A 22,606-nucleotide genomic window follows, 5' to 3' on the forward strand; every position below is an offset into this window, starting at 1 on the left:
AGGTGCCGCCTCATAAATCCCCTGTTTAGTAAGCCCCCCCCCGGCAAAGCCGGGGGCTTTAGTGATGTGAGCCGCTCAAAGAGCGCTGACGGGGAGAAATAATGGGTCAGAAACATTTACAGAAGGAGAAAAATTGTCTCTGACCATTTATTCGAAATGGCGCCCCCTTTTTTTTGCCTTCCGGGTCAGCTCATTAATCGAAACCAGTCACGCACGGTTAGCTGCAGGCGTAAAACTTCATCTTCAGCCAGCGGACTGCAATGCGCGATTGGATTTCGTAGCGCATTAAGGCTAGCCATGACTTTCTCGACAGCCTTCTTGCTATTGAATAGGCCTCCGAAAATATCCCAGTTAGAAGAAATAACTACCGATAGCTCGCCGAACGTCGTGTAATCAAGTTCATCCAATGATCGTCGAGTCACTCCGGCATCGAGCTCCTTCTGAATTCGACTGGAGACATCAGCCTGAATGTTTGCCGGAATACGCGACGAACTCCACCAATCCTCGCGCTTCTCGGTTGACTCAATCGTCTGGGCCACTAACTCTCGAATGGATTTCTCTAGTGAATAGAAAATCTCGTAGTGCTTCGCCATTGCCGCGGCCTCGGTTCGCACGGCAGAATCAAACTGGGGATAGTAAACATCCTCAACCCTTTGAGATATCACTGGCATGTGACCAAGCTCAACACCATGCGCTCGAGCCACGCGACTTAAGTCTTCCGCCAGCATCTGATTAGTCATTCCGAAGGCTTTAATCCGTTCTAGCATCTTCCTACTCCTCACCCGAGAGAAGATGCTCCTTCAGGCTGCGAAAGATTGCATTGAAAACCGCCTGGTCTGCCGTTACAGGGAGGTTTAGATTGATGGTGTACGACAAACTAAGACCCCTCTTAGTCCCTTTATGGGCCGTTGAAGCACTTAGGTCCTTTGGCGGCGTCTCGCGGACAAGCGGCAACTCTTCCGCTACAGAGCTGCCTTCGACAGCCTCAAAATTAGCAAATGTCTTCAGTGCCTTGATTGCGGAAAGTGTGAGTGCAGCTGCTCGACTATCTGCCTCCGCACCCGTTACCTGCACGATGAGTGCGAGAAGATCCTTGTCCGATAGCTGGTAAAAGTATTCGTTGGCCTGCCCAAGATCTTTGTAACCGACCTTAATTGCTTCAGCCACCGCCGCCCCACCAGTTGCGGGGTTACGAAATCTTTTGTAGATATTGGTTGGCGTACCATCCGGTGCAACGAATCCAATACGCTTCAAAAAAGGGGGAATATTGCCACCGGTTCCGCCCTTTATCTGCAGAACAGTTGTAACGAAGTCTTTTGTAACTCGCTCCGGTGTCGCCGCAGAACGAATCTTTTCTAGAGCGCTCTTGATCGAACCCGGGGTAGTTACATAAGGGAGACTCGCTGCCATAAACCCTCCTGGTTTAGCACTTCGATGACTGCATTGGCACTACTTTCGTGGATTACATACAACAAAGGGCAGCATCGCTGCCGCCCTTGTCGCTATACCTTTTTTGAGTTGAATCACCCGCACTTGCTGTATCCACAATTCAAACAAGTCTGACACCCATCCATCAGCACCAGCGCCTGCGTATTGCACTTGGCGCAGAGGGTGGCGCCGGGCGGGAAGCCGTTGGCGTTGGTGGGTTCAGCGCTTGCTTCAACGGCAGGCTTGGCGCTCTTGCCGTTGGCAGCCGCTTCATAAGCAGCGCGCTTCTCGGCGATGAGCTTGCGGGTGGACTCGTCCATCTCCGGATCGTGAATCAGCCCGATCATCTTCATATGCTGCTCAATCACCGCGCCGATCTCGGCGACGATACTGGGCATGTAGACGCCGCCGGCTTTGAAGTAGCCGCCGCGCGGGTCGAAAACGGCCTTCATCTCTTCCGCGAGGAAGGTGATGTCGCCGCCTTTGCGGAAGACAGCGGAGATGATGCGGGTGAGCGCCACGATCCACTGGAAGTGGTCCATGTTCTTCGAGTTGATGAAGATCTCGAAGGGGCGGCGCTGCTCATGCTGGGTGCCGGCGTTGAGCACGATGTCGTTGACGGTGACGTACAACGCGTGTTCGAACAGCGGCGACTTGATCTTGTAGGTGGAGCCGATGAGCGTCTCGGGGCGCTCCAGGCTCTCGTGCATCTGGATCACTTCCGCCTTGGGGGCCTCTTTGGGCGCGGCGGGAGCGGTGGCAAGCGCGGCTTTGTCCTCGGGCTTGACGACGTTGTAGCCCTTGATCTTCTTTTCGATCTTGATCGCCATAGGAGTGTGCTTTTTCAGTTGCGTTGGCGTGAGGTGTCGGCGCGCGGCGGGCCGAATACGCTCCGGCCCGGCGCAAGGGCCGGGCCGGAGCGTGGGTGTTGCTTACTTCTTGCGGGCAGCCTTCTTGGCCGGCTTGCGCGCGACCTTGACGCTTGCCTTCTTGCTGGCAGTGGACCTCTTGACCGCTTTCTTGGCGGTTTTCTTACCGGCGGCCTTCTTGGCCGTCTTCTTCACGGCGACTTTCTTTGCCGTCTTTTTGCTGCTGACCTTCTTTGCTGCCTTCTTTGCCGTCTTTTTCACGGCCTTCTTGGCGCCGCTCTTTTTAGCGACCTTCTTCGCGACCTTCTTCACAGCCTTCTTGGCGGAAGCGGCTTTCTTGGCGACCTTCTTCACTGCCTTCTTGACGGCCTTTTTCGCCGTCTTCTTGGCGCCGGCTTTCTTGGCGGCCTTCTTCACCGCTTTCTTGGCGGCAGCCTTCTTGGCGGTCTTCTTCACCGCTTTCTTGGCAGCAGCCTTCTTGGCCGGAGCGGCCTTCTTGGCAGCGGCGGCCTTTTTCTTGGCCGGCTTGCGAGCCTTCTTGGCCTTGGGGGCCGGGGTTTCGGCCGAAGCGGCCGGGGCTTCCGGCATGGCCGGGGTCATTTCAATTACTTCGAATTCGGTATCAATGGACATCTGGGTTTCCCCTCCGACGTGAGTTCAGTACTTGGCGTGGGCCTGCGTGTATCAAGGCTTCGAACATCGAACCGAGCGTAGGCCAACAGCTTCGAGAAGCTGCTGGCCTGCACTTAGAACTTGCCGTAATAGCCTTCCTTCAAGGCATCGAATAGGTTGGCGGCTGTGTGCATTTCGCCGTCGTATTCCACTTCTTCGTTGCCCTTCAGTTCGATAACGCTACCGTCTTCCAATTCGAAGCGGTAGAGGGTGCTCTCAAGATCGGCTTCTTTGACCAACACACCCTGGAACGCTGCAGGGTTGAAACGGAAGGTCGTGCAGCCCTTGAGGCCCTGCTTATAGGCGTAGAAGTAGATGTCCTTGAAGTCTTCGTAAGGATAGTCGGTCGGCACGTTCGCCGTCTTGGAAATCGACGAATCGATCCATTTTTGCGACGCGGCCTGGATGTCGACGTGCTCCTTGGGCGAGATGTCGTCAGCGGCGACGAAGTATTCCGGCAGCTTGTTCTGCGCGTCGTCGGTGAACGGCATCGCGTTGGCGTTGATCAAGCCGCGGTAGGCGAGCAGCTCGTAGCTGAACACCTCGACCTTTTCCTTGGTCTTGCGGCCTTCGCGGATCACGTTGCGCGAATAGTGGTGGGCGAAGCTCGGCTCGATGCCGTTGCTGGCGTTGTTGGCGAGCGACAGCGAGATGGTGCCGGTGGGCGCGATCGAGCTGTGGTGGGTGAAGCGCGCGCCGGTTTCGGCGAGCTGGGCCACCAGGTTCGGCGCCACGGTGGCGACGCGCTGCATGTAGCGGCTGTACTTGGCGTGCAGCACGCGACCGGGGATGGTGTCGCCCACTTTGTAGCCGTCGGCGGCCATTTCTGGACGCTTGCGCAGCATGTCGCCGGTGACGGTGAAGTCCTTCTGCAGGATCGGGGCCGGGCCCTTTTCCTTGGCGAGATCGAGGGCGACCTCCCAGCCGGCCACGGCCATTTCGCGCGAGACGTCTTCGGTGAAGCTCACCGCGTCGGCGGAGCCGTAGCGCATCTTGAGCATGGTCAGCGTGCTGCCGAGGCCCAGGAAGCCCATGCCGTGACGGCGCTTGCCGAGGATCTCGTTGCGCTGCTGCTCCAGCGGCAGGCCGTTGATCTCCACCACGTTGTCGAGCATGCGGGTGAACACCTTGACCACGTCGCGGTATTCGTCCCAGTCGAAGCGGGCCTTGGGGCCGAACGGGTCGCGCACGAAGGTGGTGAGGTTGATCGAACCGAGCAGGCAGGAGCCGTACGGCGGCAGCGGCTGCTCGCCGCAGGGGTTGGTGGCACGAATATGCTCGCACCACCAGTTGTTGTTCATCTCGTTGACCTTGTCGATCAAGATGAACCCGGGCTCGGCGTAGTCGTACGTCGAGACCATGATCATGTCCCACAGATGGCGGGCGCGGATGTGGCCGTAGATCTTGCAGGCGACCAGGCCGTCGTCGCGCTCCACGTAGTTCTCGTGGGTGGGCCACTCGCGCCACACGACCTGGGAAGCGTCGGCGAGGTCGACTTCGCTCTGCTCCTTGACGTGCACCGGGAACACCAGCGGCCAGTCCTGGTCGTGCTCCACCGCTTGCATGAAGCCGTCGGTGATCAGCAGCGACAGGTTGAACTGACGCAGGCGGCCGTCTTCGCGCTTGGCGCGAATGAATTCCTTGGCGTCGGGGTGGCTGATGTCGAACGTGCCCATCTGCGCACCGCGGCGACCGCCGGCGGAGGAGACGGTGAAGCACATCTTGTCGTAGATATCCATGAAGGACAGCGGGCCGCTGGTGTAGGCGCCCGCGCCCGACACATAGGCGCCGCGCGGACGCAGCGTGCTGAACTCGTAGCCGATGCCGCAGCCGGCCTTCAGGGTGAGGCCCGCCTCGTGCACCTTCTCCAGGATGTCGTCCATGGAGTCGCGGATGGTGCCGGACACGGTGCAGTTGATGGTGGACGTGGCCGGCTTGTGCGCCAGCGCACCGGCGTTGGAGGTGATGCGCCCGGCCGGAATCGCACCGCGACGCAGCGCCCACACGAAGCGCTCGTTCCAGTGCTCACGGAGTTCCGGCGTGGCTTCCACGTCGGAGAGTGCGCGTGCGACGCGCTGATAGGTTTCGTCGACGCTACCGTCGACGGGTTCACCCGACTTGGCTTTCAGTCGGTATTTTTTGTCCCAGATGTCATACGACGCTGGCTGCAGCGGAATCATTGCAGTGCCATCTCGATTGATTTCCGGACTCACGGCTGGTGCACGCACGGTGCTCATCGGCTTCCTGACCTCCCGGTGTAGCCTTGCGGCCCCGTTGGTTTCTTATAGTTGTAGTTGGCTTATCCGTCCGCTCGGCGGCGTCGTTGTTGGCGCGAAGCCGTGCCTGACGTTCCCTGCCGGACTGCGACCGCCCCCCTTAGAGCTGTCAGCATGACACCAGCACTTGTTAAAACGCCGGCATCCATACACAAGATGTTGTGGTGCGAACGGAGGTGAACGTTACCCCCGTGAATGTCTCATGTCAAAGAGTTTTGCGAGGGTTGGACGGTGGGAAGCGCGGGTGTTGTGGTGAGCTGGATGTCGGTGGATTTTTGGTACCAAGGAGTCGCCATGTAGGAGCGCACCCTGTGCGTGACAAACCGGCAGGATTGCCGGTTTGCACGGCGTAAGCCGCCTTCCGGTGAGGGCCATGGAAGGCCCGAATGAAAGCCCTGCGTTAGCAGGGCTGCAGGTCAACCAGCACGGTCCTTTCGGACCGTTTCGCGCACAGGGTGCGCTCCTACAGGTGCATCGCCGGGGGCGGGTTTTTAAGATGCAATGCTGCCGCTGGAATGGTCTTCAAAAGTCACGTTTGCTTTCGCCAAGGAGCTTTTATGCATCACCGTCGCATTCGTCCTGTTGCCATCTTGCTCACCGCCCTGCTCGCTGCTCTGCCCCTTGCCAGTCGTGCCGCACTGCCACCAGTCGTTGACGGACAAGTGCTGCCGTCGCTGGCGCCGATGCTGGAGAAGGTGACGCCGGCGGTGGTGAATATCTCCACCAAGACGCGGGTGCAGGTGCGCGACCCGTTCTTCGACGACCCGATGTTCCGCCAGTTCTTCGGCCTGCCCGGCGCGCAGCGCCAGCGCGTTGCGCAGAGTCTGGGTTCGGGCGTGATCGTGGATGCGGCCAAGGGTTATGTACTGACCAACAACCATGTGGTGGGCGGCGCGGACGACATCACGGTGACCTTGCAAGATGGGCGCGACTTCAAGGGCAAGCTGATCGGCACCGACCCGGACACGGATGTGGCGGTGGTGCAGATTCAAGCCACGGGGCTGCAGGCGCTGCCGATGGCGGATTCGTCGAAGCTGCGCGTGGGTGATTTTGTGGTGGCGGTAGGCGACCCGTTCGGGTTGGGGCAGACGGTGACGTCGGGCATCGTCTCGGCGCTGCAGCGCTCGGGCCTGGGTGGCACGGGCTATCAGAACTTCATCCAGACCGATGCCTCGATCAATCCGGGCAACTCGGGCGGTGCGCTGGTGAATCTGCGCGGCGAGCTGGTGGGCATCAACACCATGATCTTCTCGCCCTCGGGCGGCAACGTGGGCATCGGCTTTGCTATTCCCACCGATTTGAGCCGTGAGGTGATGCAGCAACTCATCGCGCACGGCAAGGTGAGCCGCGGCAACCTGGGCCTGGAAACGCAGGACATCACGCCGCGCATCGCCCAGGTGTTGGGCCTGAAGAACACCAGTGGCGTGGTGGTGACGCGGGTGAGTACGGGTTCCGCGGCGGATGGTGCGGATATCCAGATCGGCGACGTGCTCACTGCCATCGACGGCAAGCCGCTGCGCAACGCGCAGGAGCTGCGCAATGCCGAGGGCCTGTTGCCGGTGGGTAGCGCCGTGAAGCTGAGCGTGCAACGCAATGGCACCACGCGCGACGTGCTCGCCAAGCTCACGCCAGAAAAACTGGCCACGCTGGAAGGTGCAAGCTTGGATGCGCGCCTGGCCGGCGTGACGTTCAGTGAGCTGTCGCAGAACCTGCGCAGCCAAGGTGTGGGTGGCGTGTCGGTGGGTGCAGTGCGCGCCGGCAGCCGTGCGGCACAAGCGGGATTGAGCGCCAACGATATCGTGATCGGCGTCGGCAACCTGCGCATTCCCAACCTGAGCACTCTGAAGCGCCTGACAGGAGTGAACCCACGCCAACTGGTGCTGGTGGTGTCGGGGGATGAAGGCGTGCGCTACATCGACATCCGCTGATGTGCAGGAGCGCACAGGGTGCGCTCCTTCGGTGAAGTGTCGCAGCGGGGCTTGATTCGGTGACGACAGGCTGAACCACGATGCGATCACGCGCACATCACGGCGCTTTCCTTAACGCAAGCGCGTGAACTCGCTTGATGTTTCGCCAGCGGACGGATGAAATACCAAGGCTTCACCCATCTATGCGCGCCATTGACGGCAGTACGCAGTCCTTACTCAGTCGAACCCCGGGGTTTCCCAACACTATGTCCTTCCGTCTCGCACGCATCCTTTCCGTGGCGCTGATTGGCGTCTGCGCCGCCACTGCGGTGGTCGCCGCACCCAAAGCCAAAACCTCCAGCAAGAAATCCGCCCAGCCTGCCGTCCCCGCCCTGGTGTGGCGCGGCGATGTCGCCACCGCGCGCGGCATCGTGACCGACGTGGCCAAGGCCTATGAAAAGGCCGGCAAGGGCAAGATCGAAGTGCAGCCCTTCAACACGGCCTCCGGCCTGGATGCGGTCGCCAGGGGCTCGGCGGATTTCGCCGGCAGCGCGCGCGGCCCCGATGGCACGGCGGAAAGCAGCCTGCAGTTCACGCCCGTAGCGTGGGATGCGCTGGTGATGATCACCTACCCGTCCAACCCTGTGAGCAGCCTCACGCTGAAGCAGGTGCATGACATCTACTACGGCAAAATCACCAATTGGAAAGATGTGGGCGGCCGCGATGAGCCGATCGATCTTTATGCCGTGGCCAGCCCGGGCGACGGCGTGGAATACAGCCTGCGCAAGCTGCTGTTTGGTCGTGGCAACCAGCCGGTGGCCGCGCCGCGTTTGTACGTGAATACCGCGAAGTTGGAAGAAGCGGTGGCGCTCGATCCCAAGGCGATGGGTGTGACCACGCTGGCCGGCATCAACGGCAACAGCAAGGTCAAGATGATCCACATCAACGGCACGCCGGCGAGCACGGCGACGGTGAAGGATGGCAGCTACCCGCTGTTCATTCCGGTGTACCTGATCACCAACGAGAGCAGCCCGAAGGCCGCGCAGGTGCACACCTTTATCGAATTCCTCAGCACCGACCCGGTGCGCACCATTGCTCGTCAGCATCAGCTGGTACCGTATGACGAGGCTCCGGCGCTGGTCGACCTCGACAGGTCGCGCCGCCCGACGATCCTCGCCGAAGTCGGCGCCCGCCCGGTAGCCGAAGAGCCGGCGCCGGTCGCTGCACCGGGTGCGACGTACGCCGCGCGCTCCGCAATCGCCCCGACCTCGGAGCACACTCAAGAGGCCAAGCAGGCACTCGAAACGCGCAATGAAGAAAGCGCTGCCAAGAAGGCCGAAGCCAGCGCGGATGCCAAGACCTATACCGTGGTCAAGGGCGACACGCTGTCGGTGATCGCCAAGAAGTTCTCGGCAACCGTGTCCGACCTGCGTAGCTGGAATGGCCTGAAGAACGACAACGTGCGCATCGGCCAGGTGCTGAAGGTCAGCGCGCAGTAGGAGCCCGTTTGTGGCCTCCCCGTGGCCCGCGTTGTCGTTGAGTGGCAGTCAGGTGGTAGCGCGTGGCGCAGCGCCTGGCTGGCTGCCAGGCCAAGCCGCGCGCTGCCGCATGGCGGCCACTCAACGACAACCCTCCGGGCCAGCTCTGGTTGCGCACAGGCCGGCATCATCACTCAGTCGTGTACCGACGTACACTCCTTCGTTCTTCCTTGTCCCGCACGTAACCAGAGCCGGCGCGGGCTACGGGAAGACCATAAACAGGCTCCAGCGCTGACGTGCGCATCCTCGCTCTCACGCTGGATCTCGACGACACCCTGTGGCCGGTACTGCCGGCCCTGGAACGCGCCGACCGCGAGCTGGATGCGTACCTGCGCCAGCACTACCCTGACGTAGCGCGCGCATGGTCCATCCCGGCCATGCGCGCCCTGCGTGCCCAGGTGGCAATCGAACGCACCGACCTGGCCCACGACTTCACCGCGCAGCGCCATATCACCATGCAGCGCGCGTTCGCTGCCTGCGGCATCGCCGAGGCGCCGCTGGAAGCGTTGTGGGAGGTCTACTTCACCGCCCGCAACAGCGTGGAGTTGTATGCAGACAGCCTGCCCGCGCTGAAGCGCATCACCGCCAGCCGCCCGGTGGCCAGCCTGACCAACGGCAACGCGGACCTCGACCTGATCGGCATTCGTGCGCACTTCGCGCACCACATCTGCGCACGCGACACCGGCGCAGCCAAGCCGGATCGACGCATCTTCACTACCGCAGCCGAACGCCTGGGCGTGATGCCCGGCGAGATCCTGCACGTCGGCGACGATCCGGAGCTCGATGTGGTCGGCGCGCGCGAAGCCGGATTGCGTACGGCGTGGATCAATCGCGAGCGACATCCCTGGCCCGGTGCGATGGGCCCTGCACCCGATCTCGACCTGCCGGATATGGGTGCGCTGGCCGACTGGCTGGATGCGCACCCCGCTAGCCCAGCGTAGGCATCACACGCGAAAGCGCGCATCATTTACCTCCATTGTCTTTGCAAACAGGCGTGCTGCCGCACGTCGAATGGAGCCCCATGTCCGCACTGATCGAACGCAAATCCGGCGACCGCCAGAGCATCGCCATCGAAACTGTTGATGCCGCGCACTTCACGGCAAGCAAGCGCCGCCTCAGCGCCGCGCAGCGACGCTGGCTGACCGAAACCGGTTTCGAACCTGCGCCCGGCGCTTTTGCCTTGCTGTCCGACGCCAACGGCAAACTGGTGCGCGTGCTGGCTGGTGTAGATGTGTCGGATGCGCTGGGTGCACTTGCCCACCTGCCACGCCTGTTGCCGGAAGGCAGCTATTACCTCGCCGCCGAGGGTGTACTCGCCGATCCGTTGCAAGCGGCCTTGGGCTGGGCCCTGGGCGCGTACGAATTCACCCGCTACCGCAAAGCCAAGCGTGCGCCAGCCAAGCTCGCCGTGCCGGTCGCCGACCTGCAGCTGCTCACGCCACTGGTGGAAGCCACCGCGCAGGTGCGCGACTTGGTCAACACACCCACCGAAGACATGGGCCCGAAGCACCTCGCCGAAGCGGTGAACCAGCTCGGCAAGACCTACAAGGCCAAGGTGCGCGAATGGGTAGGCGACGAACTGCTCAAGGCCAACTTCCCCACCATCCACGCGGTGGGCCGCGCCAGCCATCGCTCGCCGCGCTTGATCGAGCTGAGCTGGGGCAAGGCCGATCATCCGAAGTTGGCGGTGATCGGCAAGGGCGTGTGCTTCGACACCGGCGGCCTGGACCTCAAGCCTTCCGACGGCATGCGCTGGATGAAGAAGGACATGGGCGGCGCCGCGCATGCCATCGCGCTGGCGCGCCTGATCATGGAAGCGAAACTGCCGGTTCGTCTGACCTTGCTGATTCCCGCCGTCGAAAACGCCGTGAGCGGCAACGCACTACGCCCAGGCGAAGTGGTGATCACGCGTGCCGGCCTTAGCGTGGAAATCGACAACACCGATGCGGAAGGCCGTCTGGTGCTGTGCGATGCACTGGCTTATGCGAGCGAGCAGCAGCCTGATCTGATCGTCGACTTCGCTACGCTCACGGGTGCTGCGCGCGTGGCGCTGGGCCCCGATCTGCCCGCGCTATTCGCCAATCGCGATGAACTGGCCGATGGCGTGATAGCCGCCGGTCGCGTGGTGAACGATCCGCTGTGGCGTCTGCCGCTGTGGCGTCCGTATCGCAAGATGCTTGAGTCCTACCTTGCCGATTTCGCCAATGCGGGCGCGTCGCGTCATGCGGGCGCGATTACCGCTGCGCTGTATTTGGAGCGCTTTGTGCCGGAGACCACGGCATGGATGCATTTGGATACGTATGCGTGGAATGACGCGGATCGGCCCGGGCGTCCACGGGGTGGTGAGGCGATGGGGTTGAGAGCGTTCTTTGCTTTCCTGCAGCAGCGGTATTCGCGCTGAGCTTCTTTGGGAAAGTGAAGCCTTATCGCAAGGGCCTACCCCTCCCCAGCCCTCCCCTGCAAGCAAGGGAGGGGGCGGTCTTTGCAAGCCTTTAGCCCCTCCCCTTGCTTGCAGGGGGAGGCTGGGAGGGGGTAGGCCCTTGCGACAGCCTCTCCAACTCCCGCCATATCTCCTCCAACACCTCATCCGTGCGCAATAGCACATCGTCATTCCAAAACCGCCGCACGCGGTAACCCAACCGCCCCAACTTGGTCGTGCGCTCCGCGTCGTAGGCCTGCGCATCAAGATGCTGCCCTCCGTCGAGTTCGACGATCAATCGCGCAGAGATGCAGACGAAGTCGACGATGTATCCCGCTAGCGGGTATTGGCGTCGAAATTTATATTTGGCTATTTGTTCGCGTTGCAGGAAACGCCATAGGTGGCGCTCCGCATCGGTGCTGTTGTTGTGCAGGTCGCGAGCACGTTGGCGGATGAGTTGCATGTGGACTCCTTGCAGATGGGCTGTAAAGAGTTATCCGTTGCTGGCTGTGCGCCGCTAGCGGATATGAGCGCGAGCGGATGTCATCCAGAGCCTACGTCGTGAGAGGGCGTCGCAAGGGCTTACCCCCTCTCAGCCTCCCCCTGCAAGCAAGGGGAGGAGCTAAAAGCCCTCGCCCCTTACGTTCGGACATCGCCGGCATGACCTTCGGCGATGTCGCGTGCCGGCGTTCGCTGCCATCCTTGGGGCTTCGCCCATCGAGACCCGCTCATGACGAACCCTCGCCCCCGCCTGCTCGCCCTTGGGCTGGCCACCTTGCTCGCCACCAGCGCTGTCTGGGCGGCTGACACGACCACCAAAGCGCCCACCCAGCCACCGATCAGCGCACAGACACAGCGCTCGGGCGGCACGATGCCGGCGGAGCAGCGTCGACTGAATTTCGATCATGCCGAGCTGCATTTCACGGTGGACCCGGCCAAGCAGAGCTTGGACGCCATGGCGCGGCTCACCTTCAGCGCGCGCGAAGCGACCGACGTGCTGCTGCTCGATTTGGATCACAACCTGACGATCAGCGGCATCTCGCTGGATGGGACAGCGCTCGCGACTACGGCCTGGAGCAATCCGGACGGTCGTCTGCGTATCCAGCTACCTAAGCCCCTGGCCAAGGATGGCAAGACCACGGTGGAGATCCGCTACGGCGGCAAGCCGCATGTGGCGCAGCGTGCGCCGTGGGATGGCGGCTTCGTGTGGAGCCATACCGAAGACGGTCAACCGTGGATCGCCACGGCGGTGGAGGGTGAAGGCTGCGATCTGTTCTGGCCGTGTATCGATCAGCCGCAGGGCAAGCCCGATCTGGTCGACACTTACATCACCGTACCCAAGACGCTCGCTGCGCCAGGCAACGGTGAGTTGGTGGATATCAAGGACGAGGGCGCGAACCATATCTATCACTGGCGCGCCAAGCACCCGACGACTTACGCCATCTCCCTCAACATCGGTCCGTTCGAGGTGCTGAAGGGCGATTACCGCAGCCGCTACGGCAATACGATTCCGATGCAGATGTGGTATCTGCGCGGTCACGAAGCACAGGCGAAGCAGCTGTTTGGCGAGTTCCCGCGCATGCTGGATTTCTTCGAAGCGCAGATCGGCCCCTACCCGTTTGGCGACGAGAAGATGGGCGTGGTGGAAACGCCGCACTTGGGTATGGAGCACCAGACCATCAATGCCTACGGCAACGGTTATCAGCGCAGCGAGTACGGCTTCGACTGGCTGCTGCAGCATGAGTTTTCGCATGAGTGGTTCGGCAACCAGGTGACCAACACCGATTGGGACGACATGTGGCTCCATGAGAGCTTCGGCACCTACATGCAGCCGCTGTACAGCCAGTACCTCTACGGCGACATGCCGTATTTCTCCATGCTGCAGAACGAACGCACCATGGTGAAGAACGCCTACCCGGTCGTGGCGGGCCGCAGCCAGTTCGAGCACGAGGTGTACGACGCCGATCACGGTCCCGGCAACGACATCTACTACAAGGGCTCGCTGGCGCTGCACACGCTGCGGCAGATGATCGGCGATCGGATGTTCTTCGATACCGTGCGTCGCCTGGTCTATGGCCGCCCAGACCCCAAGCCGGGCAACTTCGCGCCGCACTATGCGACGACGAAGGACTACATCGACATCGTCAATCAAGTAACCGGACGCGATCTGCGCTGGTTCTTCGACGTCTATCTCTATGAAGCGGCGTTGCCGAAGCTGGATGTGAAGCACGAGGGCGACGTGCTCAACTTGCGCTGGGAGGTGCCACACGGCAAACCGTTCCCGATGCCGATCGAAGTGCAGGTGGGAGACACGTTGCGAACGGTGCCGATGACCAACGGCGAAGGTCATGTCGACGCGCCAGCGGGGGCGCTGGTGATCGTCGACCCGCGCAGCAAGGTGCTGCGCGAGTTGCCGCATATTCCGGAGTTCCAGCAGTGGAAGAAGGAACAGGCCGCCAAGAAGGCGAAGGCGACCAAGTAAGCGACTAGCCCAACTGCGGTGGCGGCAGGCGGTCTTCCGTCGTGCCGCCGCCCAGCGCGTTGCGGAAGCGCTGCAAGTTTCGCAAGGGCTTATCCCTCCCCAACCTCAAACACCGCTGTACGCAGCCGGCACATAGGGCATCCAGCTAATGCCACTGAACCAGCGCAATTTGAGATACGCCGGCAAACCCAGAACCAGGGACCACCGATTCACCGGATGGATATCGTTCCTCGCCACCTGTAGTGCGTCATGAGGCAGGTCAAAACCCTCCCTGCCATCGGCCCTCATCCAGCGCACCAGGCCACGCATGGCTCCACGACGCTGCCGCTGCGCGCGGATCGCATCCTCATAGGGGAACGTGGCGTCGCGACCATGCTCCCGAAATAGCCGCTCTTGCCAGACGAACAACGACTGCAGCTTAGGGTGGTGACTGAAGTGCGGAACGATGCGCAACGGCCGCAATAGTGAGGCGAGCGTCAGGTCTGCCGCCGTGAATTGTTCGCCTACCAGGAACCGGTCACGCTCAAGCTTCTCAGCGAGGGGAAGCAGCAGCGCTTCCAACGCTTCGTAGACTCCATCCTGCTGGTTGCGATGAAAGCGGAAACGCAGCGTCAACATCATGCCGAGCACCGGCGCGGCCAGCCTGCGCCAGCCACGGCGTGTGAACAGGCCGCCGCATACGTTGGGCATGAATAGCTGCGCCAGCGTCTGCGGACACTCCATGATGACCTGGGTGTAGCCGAGACGGCGGGCATACAGCCCGAGCGTAGAGTCGAGCCTCAACATCCATTGCCATGCTTGTTCGCGCTCTACGGGATCGAGCGGAAACAATCGCCGCTCGGGATACGCCTCATCCAGATAGCGGATGATCGGTGACGAATCGCTGATCGCCACACCAGTAGCGGTGTCGTGAATCAGGGGCACGGTCTGGGGGCAGTCGAAGCGTTGCATTTCCTTCTTGGTGAACGCGACGATATCGATACCGCGCCAGGGCAGCCGTTTGAAATCCAGCGCCCACCGCACCTTCTCCACGTAGTGCGACCAGTGCAGCTTGTATAGCTCGATCATGACCCGCCTCCGTGAGTGGTTCTGCACGGATGGGGATGCCGTTGATCTGATGCAAGGCGACGGTCGGCGCATGCGCGCTATCGCAAGCACCCACCCCTCACCCCAACCCTCTCCCCGTGCACAAATCGGTGAACGAGGGAGAGGGAGCTGGGAGTTGCGCACAAAAAAAGGCGGCGCATATGCGCCACCCTTTTCGTTTCAAGCTGCGTTGGTCAGTGTGTAACCGGGCTCGACAGCTTTTCGGGTGCGGCGGCTGCCGTGGTGTTGGTCGAGAAGCGCCCACCGTACGGCAACACTTCCGCTGCCAGTTTGGCATCGCCCTTGATGAGGCCCAGGGCGTCGAACAGGATGTGCGCGGTTTCGTCGAGCTGCGGGTCGGTTGCCTTTTTGGCTTCCTTTTCCTGCTTCAGCTCGGACTTCAGGCTGCGCTCGTTCGGATTGAGGCCGTCGTCCAGGTTGTCCTTGTCGTCATCGGCGAGGGATGCGCTACCGTCGATAGCCTTGTGACGAGCACGGAAATCGGCCTGGATGGCGTCCTGATCCTTGCGCTCGGCCTGGCGCTGGGCGAGGTTGAGCGAGATAGAGGTCTTGTCGCGCATTTTGCGGTACTGCGCCAGCTCGTCGAGCATCAGCTTCCACGCCGGCAACTTGGCCACCCGCTCCTCGTGCTTGCCTTGCAGCTGGCCCAGATAAGCCTTGAGGTCGGCTACCGGCTTGTATTCGGGGGCCGGCGCGATCTGCGTCCACGGCAGCGCGTTGTCGTAGGTGGATTCACCGAAGTCCTTCTCGTCGCCGTTCTTGGGGAAGGCGATGTCGGGGGTTACGCCCTTGAGCTGGGTAGAGCCGCCGTTGATGCGGAAGAACTCGGCAATGGTCATCTTCAGCTCGCCGAGCTCCGGCTTTTCCTTGTTGGCGCGGTTGCTGAAACGGTCGAGGTCGACCAGGTTCTGCACTGTGCCCTTCCCGAAGGTCGGCTGGCCGACGATCAGACCGCGGCCGTAATCTTGGATGGCGGCCGCGAAGATCTCCGAGGCCGAGGCCGAGCCGCGGTTGACCAGCACCGCCATCGGGCCGCTCCAGGCCATGCCCGGATCGTCGTCGCCCTGCACGTCGACCGCGCCACGTGCGTCGCGCACCTGCACCACTGGGCCCTTGTCGATGAACAGGCCAGTGAGTTCGTTGGCTTCGGTGAGCGAACCGCCGCCGTTGTTGCGCAGGTCCATCACTACGCCTTCCACGCCCGCCGCCTTCAGCTCGCCGAGCAGCTTGGCGACGTCGCGGGTGGCGCTCTTGAAGTTCTTGTCGCCCTCGCGACGCGCACCGAAGTCGGAATAGAAGGTGGGCAGCTCGATCACGCCGATCTTGCGGCTGACGTTGCCGTCCTTGATGTCGAGGATCTTTTTCTTGGCCGCTTGCTCTTCGATGCTCACCTTTTGGCGCACCAGCGAAATCACTTCGTGCTTGCCATCAAGGCCGGCATCGGCGGGCACGATTTCCAGACGGACGGTGGTGTCCTTCTTGCCGCGGATACGGTTGACCACGTCGTCGAGGCGCCAGCCGATCACGTCGACCATGGCACCATCGGTACCCTGGCCGATCGCCACGATGCGGTCGCCTACGTGCACCTTGCCGGACTTGGCCGCCGGGCCCGCCGGTACGACTTCGCGGATCTGGGTGTATTCGTCGCGCGCCTGCAGCACCGCACCGATGCCTTCCAGCGAGAGCTTCATCGAGATGTCGAAATTTTCCGCCGCACGCGGACCGAGGTAATCGGTATGCGGGTCGGTGGATTCGGCGTAGGCATTCATGAAGCTCTGGAATGCGTCCTCACCGTCGAGCTGGCGCACGCGCTCGATGTAGCTGGCGTAGCGCTTGTCGAGCGTTTTGCGGATTTCGTCGTCGGGCTTGCCAGCGAGTTTGAGGCGCAGCCAGTCATTCATGGTCCGCTGACGCCACAGCGTGTCGAGCTCCGCCTGATCCTTCGGCCAGTCGGATTTCTTGCGATCGAAGGTGTAGCTCTCGTTGCCGGAGAAGTCGAAACCCTTCTTCAGCAGCTCGCGCGCATAGCTCATGCGATCGACGGCGCGCTGGATGTACAGGTTGAACACCGAGAACGGGCCGGACAGGTTCTGGTTCCAGATGGCGTCGTCGAACTGCGTTTTCAGCGGCACGAACTTGGCCATGTCGGTCTGGGTGAAGAACACCTTCTCGCCGTCGAGCGCGTCGAAGTAGGCCTTGTAGATCTTGGCCGACATCGCGTCGTCGAGTGGTTGCGACTCGTAGTGGAAGCGGGTGAGGAAGCGCGCGGAGAGCTGCGCCGCCTGTGCTTGTGTTGGAGTCGCCGTCAGCGGTAGCGACGATGCCTTGCGGCCCGTGGTGCCGGCGCCGAGATCGGCAGCCGACTGCGCGTACGCACCGGTAAGGGTGAAAGCAAGCAGCAGAGCGAGCGAAGGACGCAGTTTCATGGAGTTCTCTTTAAGCGAGCTCAGTGACACCGGCTGCATGGGCCTGCAGATCGGCGTGGTAGGACGAACGCACCAGCGGGCCGGAGGCGACGTGGCCGAAGCCCATCTCCTCACCAGCTTCGCGCAGCGCCTCGAATTCTTCCGGCGTCCAGTAGCGCACCACCGGGTGATGGTGCGGCGTGGGCTGCAGGTACTGGCCAATAGTGATCATGTCGACGTCATGCGCGCGTAAATCGCGCATGGTTTCCAGCACCTGTTCCATGGTTTCGCCCAGGCCCAGCATGATGCCGGACTTGGTCGGCACCTCCGGATGCTGCGCCTTGAAGCGCTTGAGCAGGTCCAGCGACCACTGGTAATCGGCACCCGGGCGCACTTCGCGATAGAGGTGCGGCACGGTTTCCAGGTTGTGGTTGAACACGTCCGGCGGGAAATCCTTGAGCACTTCCAGCGCGCGTTCCATGCGGCCCTTGCCACGGAAGTCGGGCGTGAGGATTTCGATCTTGATGTTCGGGCTGGCATGGCGCACCGCGCGGATGCATGAGGCGAAGTGCTCGGCACCGCCGTCGCGCAGATCGTCGCGATCCACCGAGGTGATCACCACGTAGCGCAGGCGCATATCGCGGATGGTCTCGGCCAGACGCGCGGGCTCCAGCGGATCGGGCGCGGCCGGGCGGCCATGGGCCACGTCGCAGAATGAACAGCGGCGGGTGCAGACCTCGCCGAGGATCATGAAGGTGGCGGTGCCCTTGCTGAAACATTCGTGGATGTTCGGGCAGGAGGCTTCCTCACACACCGTGACCAACGCGTTTTCGCGCAGGCGTGCCTTGAGCTGCTGCACGGCATTGCCTTGCGGCAACCGCACGCGGATCCAACTGGGCTTGCGCAAGGTCGGCACGGCTGTGTCGAAGCCCGCACGATTCAGCGCGATCTTGTCGTTGCCGATTTGCTTGTCGACCGCCGGGGTGCCGGAGACGACGCTGATCGGGATGACCTTGGAAGAGGAAATTTCACTCATGTAGGCAAGCTCAGACCGCTGCGCGCGCGGGTAGTTCGGGGAGGTGGGGAGCGGCGGGCTCTGCATCGAAACCAAACTGGCGGCAAAACTCGCCGATCAGCACGTCTTCGACGTCCGCCAGCCGCGACGGACCGCCCAAGTCTAGCACCTGGGTGACGGCCAAACCCTTGTAGCCACAAGGGTTGATGCGGTGGTACGGCTCCAGATCCATGTCCACGTTGAAGGCCAGGCCGTGGAAGCTGCAGCCGCGCCGCACACGCAAGCCCAGCGCAGCCACCTTGGCGCCGGCCACGTAGACGCCCGGGGCGCCTTCCAGCCGCTCGGCGCCGATGTTCCAGTGCTCCAGCGTATCGATGATGGCCTGCTCGATCTTGCAGACCAGCTCGCGCACGCCCAGGCCGGCGCGGCGAAGGTCGATCAGCGGGTAGGCCACGATCTGGCCGGGGCCGTGGTACGTCACCTGGCCACCGCGATCCACCGGCACCACGGGGATGTCGCCTGGTGCCAGCACGTGCTCCATCTTGCCTGCCTGCCCCAGGGTGAACACCGGATCGTGCTCCAGCAGCCAGAGTTCGTCGGGGGTATCCGGGCCGCGCGCGTCGGTGAACGCGCTCATCGCCTTCCAGGTCGCCTCGTAGGGTTGGCGGCCGAGGCGGCGGATCTTCAACGGGAGGGACATGGTCAACGGGGGACTTGGAGGAAAGGAGTCTGGCCGATCTGCGGCCAGGCATGGGGGCTTGCAAGGGGCCTGAACGGCGAGGAGCCGGGCGACCTTGCGATCGAATCCCAGCTCCCTGCCCGTTTCATTCCCGTTGCGACGGCGTCACAGCGTAAAGCGGATATCCGGATCGGCACGCAGCGTGCTGTGCGCCAGGTCGTATTGCTCACGGTTGTCGCAGTGGAAGCTCACCGTCACTGAGAGGAAATTACCCTCACGCGACTGGCGGTGCTTCACTGTTTCATGCAGCACGTGCAGGCCGATGCCTTCGAGGATCTGTGGCACGCGCGCGGGCAGATCCGCGCTGGCGTTGCCCATGGCGGTGATCTCGAACTCGCCAGGGAACTGGAAGCCCTGGCCTTCTTGCTGCGGCTGGATCGAATCGATGTCTTTCATCGCAACACCTCAGCTCACTTCTTCGCTTCGTCGGGCTTCTTGTCGCTGTGGAACCACAGCATGATGCTGTCCCACAGGCGGGCGAAGAAGCCGCCCTGCGGCGCATCGGCCAGCGCAACCAACGGCACGTTCTGCACCGGCTGGCCGTCCAGCGTGACGCGCAAGGTGCCGACCTGCTGGCCCTTGGTGAACGGCGCGATCAGCGTGACTGGCACGTCCATGGTGGCCTTGAGCTTGTCGTAGTCGCCACGCTTGACGGTGACCAGCACGTTATCGCTCACACCAAGCGGCAGCTGGTTGTCCTTACCCTTCCACAGGCGCGGCGTGGCCAGCGGCTTGTTGGCGTCGTAGAGCTTGTGGGTTTCGTAGAAACGGAAACCGTAATTCATCAGTGCCAGCGCTGAATCGGCGCGCGCCTTCTCGCTGCTGGCGCCCATCACGATGGCGATCATGCGGGCATCGCCTTGCTTGGCCGACGCGGCGAGGCAGTAGCCGGCAGCGGCGGTATGGCCGGTCTTGATGCCGTCGACGGTCTGGTCGCGCCACAGCAGCAGATTGCGGTTGTGCTGCTTGATGCCGTTCCACTCGAAGTCTTTGATCGCGGAGATCGCGTAGTCCTCGGGAAAGTCGTGGATCAGCGCGCGCGACAGCAGGGCGATATCGCGGGCCGTGGTGTAGTGATTGGCGATCGGGTAACCCGAAGCGTTCTGGAAGTTCGAGTTCACCATGCCAAGCTGCTTGGCATACGCGTTCATCAGATTGGCGAACGCGGGCTCGGAGCCGGCAGTGTGCTCGGCCAGGGCGATAGCGGCGTCGTTACCGGACTGGATGATCATGCCGAACAGCAGATCCTTGAGCGGCACCTGGCTGTTGAGCTTGAGGAAGCTGGTGGAGCCGTCGGTGGCCGCACCGCCGCCGCGCCACGCGTTCTCGCTGATGGTGACCGGATCGACCATGTGGATCTTGCCATTGGCGACCTCGGCGGAGACCACGTAGTCGGTCATCACCTTGGTGATCGAGGCCGGCTCGACGCGCAGATCCGGTTCCTTCGAAGCGAGGATCTGACCGGTGGCGTAATCCATCAGCACCCAGCTCTTGCCGTCCACATCCGGCGGCGGCGGCACCGGCGCCTCGGGCATCACCGGACGCGGCACCGGGGTGGGCTTGGGCGGGGTCTGCTGGGCGACGGCGGTGCCGATCACCAAGGCGGCGACGGCAAGTGAGGAAAGGGTACGGCGGAGTAGGCTCATCGTTCTTTTCGGTCCGGTTTCGGTGTGGCTGGCGCCGGAGCGCCTGGCAGGGCAAAGCGTCAGTCTACCGCGACCTGTGGCCGGGGCAGACCCATGTTCTCGATTCGGGCGGTCACTTCGTCCGCGCGGTCAACGTCGGCCAACGGCCCTACTCGCACGCGACGGACATTACGGCCGTTGATTTGGGCATCCACCACCTGTACCGGCGCGAAATTGGCGGAGCGCAGCTGCTGCGCCACCCGTTCGGCATTAGTGTTATCGGCGAACGCGCCCACTTGCAGATAGATACCGGGTCGCGATGCGCCAGCGGTAACAGACGGTGGTGCTGGTGGCGGAGGCAGATCCTGTAGCGGCTCGCCCGGCGTGATCGCGCGCACTTCGACCAGGCCGGTACCCTTGGGCCATACGCCGATCTTTACGGCGGCAGCGAAGGACAGGTCGATCAAGCGGTTCTCGTGGAACGGGCCGCGATCGTTGATGCGGACGATCACGCTCTTGCCATTGTCCAGATTGGTGACGCGCGCGTAGCTGGGCAGCGGCAGCGTCTTGTGAGCGGCAGAGAACTGGTACATGTCGTATTCCTCGAGGCTCGAGGTCTTGTACCCGTGAAATTTGTTGCCGTAGAACGAGGCGATACCGCGTTCCACGTAGCCGTTGGGATTCGGCAGCACGCGATAAGTCTGGCCCAGCACCGAGTACGGCGATTTATTGCCGTACAGCGCGCGCGGCTCCACCTTGGGTTCCGGTTCCACCAGCTTGCTGATATCCGGCGGGGGGCCGGAGGGGACGCTGTCGTCATTGTCGCGATAACGGCTGCTCTGCGACTTGCTCACATCGTCGTAGACGCCACCGCGGTTGCTGCCGGCGCTACTACTGCTCTGACCAGCGCTGCGACCTGCCGTATTGACGCCACCGGATTTCGAAGGCCGCGGTTTGCCGCCGCCGCAGCCGGTCAGCATCAAGGCGACCACAGCCAGCAGCGACAGCGAAAGCGCTGACTTCATCGGGCCGCCTCTTGCTCGCGCACACCAGCAGCAATGGCCTGCGCCAGCTGGTGCACTGCCAGCGCGTACAGCGGGCTGCGGTTGTAGCGGGTGATCACGTAGAAATTCTGGAAGGTGAACCAGTACTCTGGCCCGTCCGGCCCTTCCAAAGTTTGCAAGCTACTAGGCAAGCCTGGATCAAACGATTGCAGCGGCGCATAGCCCCAAGCCATCAGCTGCTCCAGCGGCCATTGCGGCTTGGAATCCTTGACCGTAATGGGCCGGGCCGCGGCGTCGGGTTGCGCACGCGCAACCACAGGCGCGCCGGTCACCCAGCCATGCTTGGCGAAGTAGTTGGCGACGCTGGCCAGAATGTCCGGCAGCGAATCGTGCAGGTCGATGCGACCGTCACCGTCTTCATCTACGCCGAAATCGCGGATGCTGGACGGCATGAACTGCCCCCAGCCCTGGGCGCCGGCATAGGAGCCGGTGAGCGAGTCCAGCGGACCACCGAGCTGGTTGTCCGGCAGGCTCAGCAGCACTTTGAGTTGCTCGCGGAAAAACGTGGCGCGCGGCGGGTAATACAGGCCAAGGGTAACCAGCGCATCGAGCACCTTGTACTTGCCGGTGTTGCGACCGTAGAACGTTTCTACGCCAACGATCGCCACGATGTATTCCGGTGCCACGCCGTACTCGCGGCCGATCTTCTCCAGCAGATCGCGATGCTCACGATAGAACGCGACGCCGTCGTCGATGCGCTTGTCCGTCATGAAGATCGGGCGATAGTCCTTCCAGGCCTTGCCTTCGGCTGGCCGGCTGATCGCGTCGAGAATGCTCTGCTGTTTCTTCGCACCATCGAGCAGCGCGTTAAGCGCCTGCGGATCCTTGCCGGTCTCCTTGGCAACTTCGCGAACCAGCTGGTCCTGCCCTGGATGTGTTTCGGCCCATGCAGGTGCGAGTGCCGCAGCAAGCCAAAGGCCGAAGACGGCGAACAATCGGGAGGGACGCGGCACGGTATTCGAGGTCATAGGCTAGTTCGTGAGCGTAGCGGCATGCGCGCAGAGCCTAGCACGCACGGTGGCGCAAACCCGGGCAACAATGTGTCTGTCCCAGGCGCTTA

General features: G+C 62.4%; 19 protein-coding genes. 5 read left to right on the plus strand and 14 right to left on the minus strand.

The features are described 5' to 3' along the window. Window positions 1-185: 185 nt before the first annotated feature. The 5 genes from OUZ45_RS13050 to OUZ45_RS13070 all read right to left on the minus strand — a co-directional run bounded on the left by OUZ45_RS13050 (window position 186) and on the right by OUZ45_RS13070 (window position 5,206). On the minus strand, window positions 186-767 hold the full coding sequence (locus OUZ45_RS13050) for a Swt1 family HEPN domain-containing protein (protein ID WP_266170554.1): 582 nt from the start codon (window positions 765-767) through the stop codon (window positions 186-188). 4 nt (window positions 768-771) lie between these two features. Next, a complete protein-coding gene (locus tag OUZ45_RS13055; RefSeq protein ID WP_266170555.1) occupies window positions 772-1,410 on the minus strand; it encodes a DUF5343 domain-containing protein in 639 nt (212 codons plus the stop codon). A gap of 113 nt (window positions 1,411-1,523) precedes the next feature. Further along, window positions 1,524-2,258: a TSCPD domain-containing protein gene (locus tag OUZ45_RS13060; RefSeq protein WP_266170556.1), complete on the minus strand. Its 735-nt coding sequence runs from the start codon at window positions 2,256-2,258 to the stop codon at window positions 1,524-1,526. A 102-nt stretch (window positions 2,259-2,360) separates the two neighbouring features. Continuing rightward, on the minus strand, window positions 2,361-2,930 hold the full coding sequence (locus OUZ45_RS13065; protein ID WP_266170557.1) for a hypothetical protein: 570 nt from the start codon (window positions 2,928-2,930) through the stop codon (window positions 2,361-2,363). Between the two features lie 113 nt (window positions 2,931-3,043). After that, entirely contained in the window at window positions 3,044-5,206 is a 2,163-nt protein-coding gene (locus OUZ45_RS13070) for an adenosylcobalamin-dependent ribonucleoside-diphosphate reductase (protein WP_266170558.1), read from the minus strand. A 596-nt stretch (window positions 5,207-5,802) separates the two neighbouring features. Here OUZ45_RS13070 and OUZ45_RS13075 point away from each other — a divergent pair. From OUZ45_RS13075 to OUZ45_RS13090, 4 genes are all read left to right on the plus strand, one after another. After that, complete coding sequence (locus OUZ45_RS13075) at window positions 5,803-7,173, plus strand: Do family serine endopeptidase (protein WP_266170559.1); 1,371 nt, start codon at window positions 5,803-5,805, stop codon at window positions 7,171-7,173. A gap of 245 nt (window positions 7,174-7,418) precedes the next feature. Next, on the plus strand, window positions 7,419-8,651 hold the full coding sequence (locus OUZ45_RS13080) for a LysM peptidoglycan-binding domain-containing protein (RefSeq protein ID WP_266170560.1): 1,233 nt from the start codon (window positions 7,419-7,421) through the stop codon (window positions 8,649-8,651). A 275-nt stretch (window positions 8,652-8,926) separates the two neighbouring features. Continuing rightward, on the plus strand, window positions 8,927-9,631 hold the full coding sequence (locus tag OUZ45_RS13085) for an HAD family hydrolase (protein WP_266170561.1): 705 nt from the start codon (window positions 8,927-8,929) through the stop codon (window positions 9,629-9,631). Window positions 9,632-9,711: 80 nt separating this feature from the next. Then, window positions 9,712-11,091 carry a leucyl aminopeptidase family protein gene (locus OUZ45_RS13090; RefSeq protein ID WP_266170562.1) on the plus strand — a complete coding sequence of 460 codons (1,380 nt, stop codon included), beginning with the start codon at window positions 9,712-9,714 and terminating at the stop codon, window positions 11,089-11,091. 91 nt (window positions 11,092-11,182) lie between these two features. On the opposite strand, the gene OUZ45_RS13095 is transcribed toward OUZ45_RS13090, so the two are convergent. Beyond that, a complete protein-coding gene (locus OUZ45_RS13095; protein WP_266170563.1) occupies window positions 11,183-11,572 on the minus strand; it encodes an endonuclease domain-containing protein in 390 nt (129 codons plus the stop codon). A 267-nt stretch (window positions 11,573-11,839) separates the two neighbouring features. Between OUZ45_RS13095 and OUZ45_RS13100 the strand changes: the two genes are divergently transcribed. After that, a complete protein-coding gene (locus OUZ45_RS13100) occupies window positions 11,840-13,591 on the plus strand; it encodes a M1 family metallopeptidase (RefSeq protein WP_266170564.1) in 1,752 nt (583 codons plus the stop codon). A gap of 105 nt (window positions 13,592-13,696) precedes the next feature. Here OUZ45_RS13100 and OUZ45_RS13105 read toward each other — a convergent pair whose 3' ends face one another. The 8 genes from OUZ45_RS13105 to mltB all read right to left on the minus strand — a co-directional run bounded on the left by OUZ45_RS13105 (window position 13,697) and on the right by mltB (window position 22,514). Then, a complete protein-coding gene (locus tag OUZ45_RS13105; RefSeq protein ID WP_266170565.1) occupies window positions 13,697-14,659 on the minus strand; it encodes a glutathione S-transferase family protein in 963 nt (320 codons plus the stop codon). A gap of 212 nt (window positions 14,660-14,871) precedes the next feature. Beyond that, window positions 14,872-17,124, minus strand: a complete 2,253-nt coding sequence (locus tag OUZ45_RS13110) for a carboxy terminal-processing peptidase (RefSeq protein WP_266170566.1) — start codon at window positions 17,122-17,124, stop codon at window positions 14,872-14,874. 10 nt (window positions 17,125-17,134) lie between these two features. Continuing rightward, the gene (gene lipA / locus OUZ45_RS13115) at window positions 17,135-18,139 is read right to left on the minus strand and encodes a lipoyl synthase (RefSeq protein WP_266170567.1); all 1,005 of its coding nucleotides are present in this window, start codon (window positions 18,137-18,139) and stop codon (window positions 17,135-17,137) included. A 10-nt stretch (window positions 18,140-18,149) separates the two neighbouring features. Further along, window positions 18,150-18,818 (minus strand): lipoyl(octanoyl) transferase LipB, encoded by a 669-nt coding sequence (gene lipB / locus OUZ45_RS13120; protein ID WP_266170568.1) that lies wholly within the window; start codon window positions 18,816-18,818, stop codon window positions 18,150-18,152. Between the two features lie 144 nt (window positions 18,819-18,962). Further along, window positions 18,963-19,253, minus strand: a complete 291-nt coding sequence (locus OUZ45_RS13125; RefSeq protein WP_266170569.1) for a YbeD family protein — start codon at window positions 19,251-19,253, stop codon at window positions 18,963-18,965. Window positions 19,254-19,267: 14 nt separating this feature from the next. Next, window positions 19,268-20,503 carry a D-alanyl-D-alanine carboxypeptidase family protein gene (locus OUZ45_RS13130; protein ID WP_266170570.1) on the minus strand — a complete coding sequence of 412 codons (1,236 nt, stop codon included), beginning with the start codon at window positions 20,501-20,503 and terminating at the stop codon, window positions 19,268-19,270. A gap of 59 nt (window positions 20,504-20,562) precedes the next feature. Further along, a complete protein-coding gene (locus OUZ45_RS13135) occupies window positions 20,563-21,507 on the minus strand; it encodes a septal ring lytic transglycosylase RlpA family protein (RefSeq protein WP_266170571.1) in 945 nt (314 codons plus the stop codon). After that, window positions 21,504-22,514: a lytic murein transglycosylase B gene (mltB, locus tag OUZ45_RS13140; protein WP_266170572.1), complete on the minus strand. Its 1,011-nt coding sequence runs from the start codon at window positions 22,512-22,514 to the stop codon at window positions 21,504-21,506. The genes OUZ45_RS13135 and mltB overlap by 4 nt, the downstream gene beginning before the upstream one ends. Window positions 22,515-22,606 lie beyond the last annotated feature (92 nt).

The organism is Dyella subtropica (assembly GCF_026283965.1).
GTDB lineage: Bacteria > Pseudomonadota > Gammaproteobacteria > Xanthomonadales > Rhodanobacteraceae > Dyella_D > Dyella_D subtropica.

Excerpts from the sequence above, each read along its gene's own strand:
- OUZ45_RS13050 (WP_266170554.1), bottom strand. The coding sequence starts at position 767 with ATGCTAGAACGGATTAAAGCCTTCGGAATGACTAATCAGATGCTGGCG.
- OUZ45_RS13055 (WP_266170555.1), bottom strand. The coding sequence starts at position 1,410 with ATGGCAGCGAGTCTCCCTTATGTAACTACCCCGGGTTCGATCAAGAGC.
- OUZ45_RS13060 (WP_266170556.1), bottom strand. The coding sequence starts at position 2,258 with ATGGCGATCAAGATCGAAAAGAAGATCAAGGGCTACAACGTCGTCAAG.
- OUZ45_RS13065 (WP_266170557.1), bottom strand. The coding sequence starts at position 2,930 with ATGTCCATTGATACCGAATTCGAAGTAATTGAAATGACCCCGGCCATG.
- OUZ45_RS13070 (WP_266170558.1), bottom strand. The coding sequence starts at position 5,206 with ATGAGCACCGTGCGTGCACCAGCCGTGAGTCCGGAAATCAATCGAGAT.
- OUZ45_RS13075 (WP_266170559.1), top strand. The coding sequence starts at position 5,803 with ATGCATCACCGTCGCATTCGTCCTGTTGCCATCTTGCTCACCGCCCTG.
- OUZ45_RS13080 (WP_266170560.1), top strand. The coding sequence starts at position 7,419 with ATGTCCTTCCGTCTCGCACGCATCCTTTCCGTGGCGCTGATTGGCGTC.
- OUZ45_RS13090 (WP_266170562.1), top strand. The coding sequence starts at position 9,712 with ATGTCCGCACTGATCGAACGCAAATCCGGCGACCGCCAGAGCATCGCC.
- OUZ45_RS13095 (WP_266170563.1), bottom strand. The coding sequence starts at position 11,572 with ATGCAACTCATCCGCCAACGTGCTCGCGACCTGCACAACAACAGCACC.
- OUZ45_RS13100 (WP_266170564.1), top strand. The coding sequence starts at position 11,840 with ATGACGAACCCTCGCCCCCGCCTGCTCGCCCTTGGGCTGGCCACCTTG.
- OUZ45_RS13105 (WP_266170565.1), bottom strand. The coding sequence starts at position 14,659 with ATGATCGAGCTATACAAGCTGCACTGGTCGCACTACGTGGAGAAGGTG.
- OUZ45_RS13110 (WP_266170566.1), bottom strand. The coding sequence starts at position 17,124 with ATGAAACTGCGTCCTTCGCTCGCTCTGCTGCTTGCTTTCACCCTTACC.
- lipA (WP_266170567.1), bottom strand. The coding sequence starts at position 18,139 with ATGAGTGAAATTTCCTCTTCCAAGGTCATCCCGATCAGCGTCGTCTCC.
- lipB (WP_266170568.1), bottom strand. The coding sequence starts at position 18,818 with ATGTCCCTCCCGTTGAAGATCCGCCGCCTCGGCCGCCAACCCTACGAG.
- OUZ45_RS13125 (WP_266170569.1), bottom strand. The coding sequence starts at position 19,253 with ATGAAAGACATCGATTCGATCCAGCCGCAGCAAGAAGGCCAGGGCTTC.
- OUZ45_RS13130 (WP_266170570.1), bottom strand. The coding sequence starts at position 20,503 with ATGAGCCTACTCCGCCGTACCCTTTCCTCACTTGCCGTCGCCGCCTTG.
- OUZ45_RS13135 (WP_266170571.1), bottom strand. The coding sequence starts at position 21,507 with ATGAAGTCAGCGCTTTCGCTGTCGCTGCTGGCTGTGGTCGCCTTGATG.
- mltB (WP_266170572.1), bottom strand. The coding sequence starts at position 22,514 with ATGACCTCGAATACCGTGCCGCGTCCCTCCCGATTGTTCGCCGTCTTC.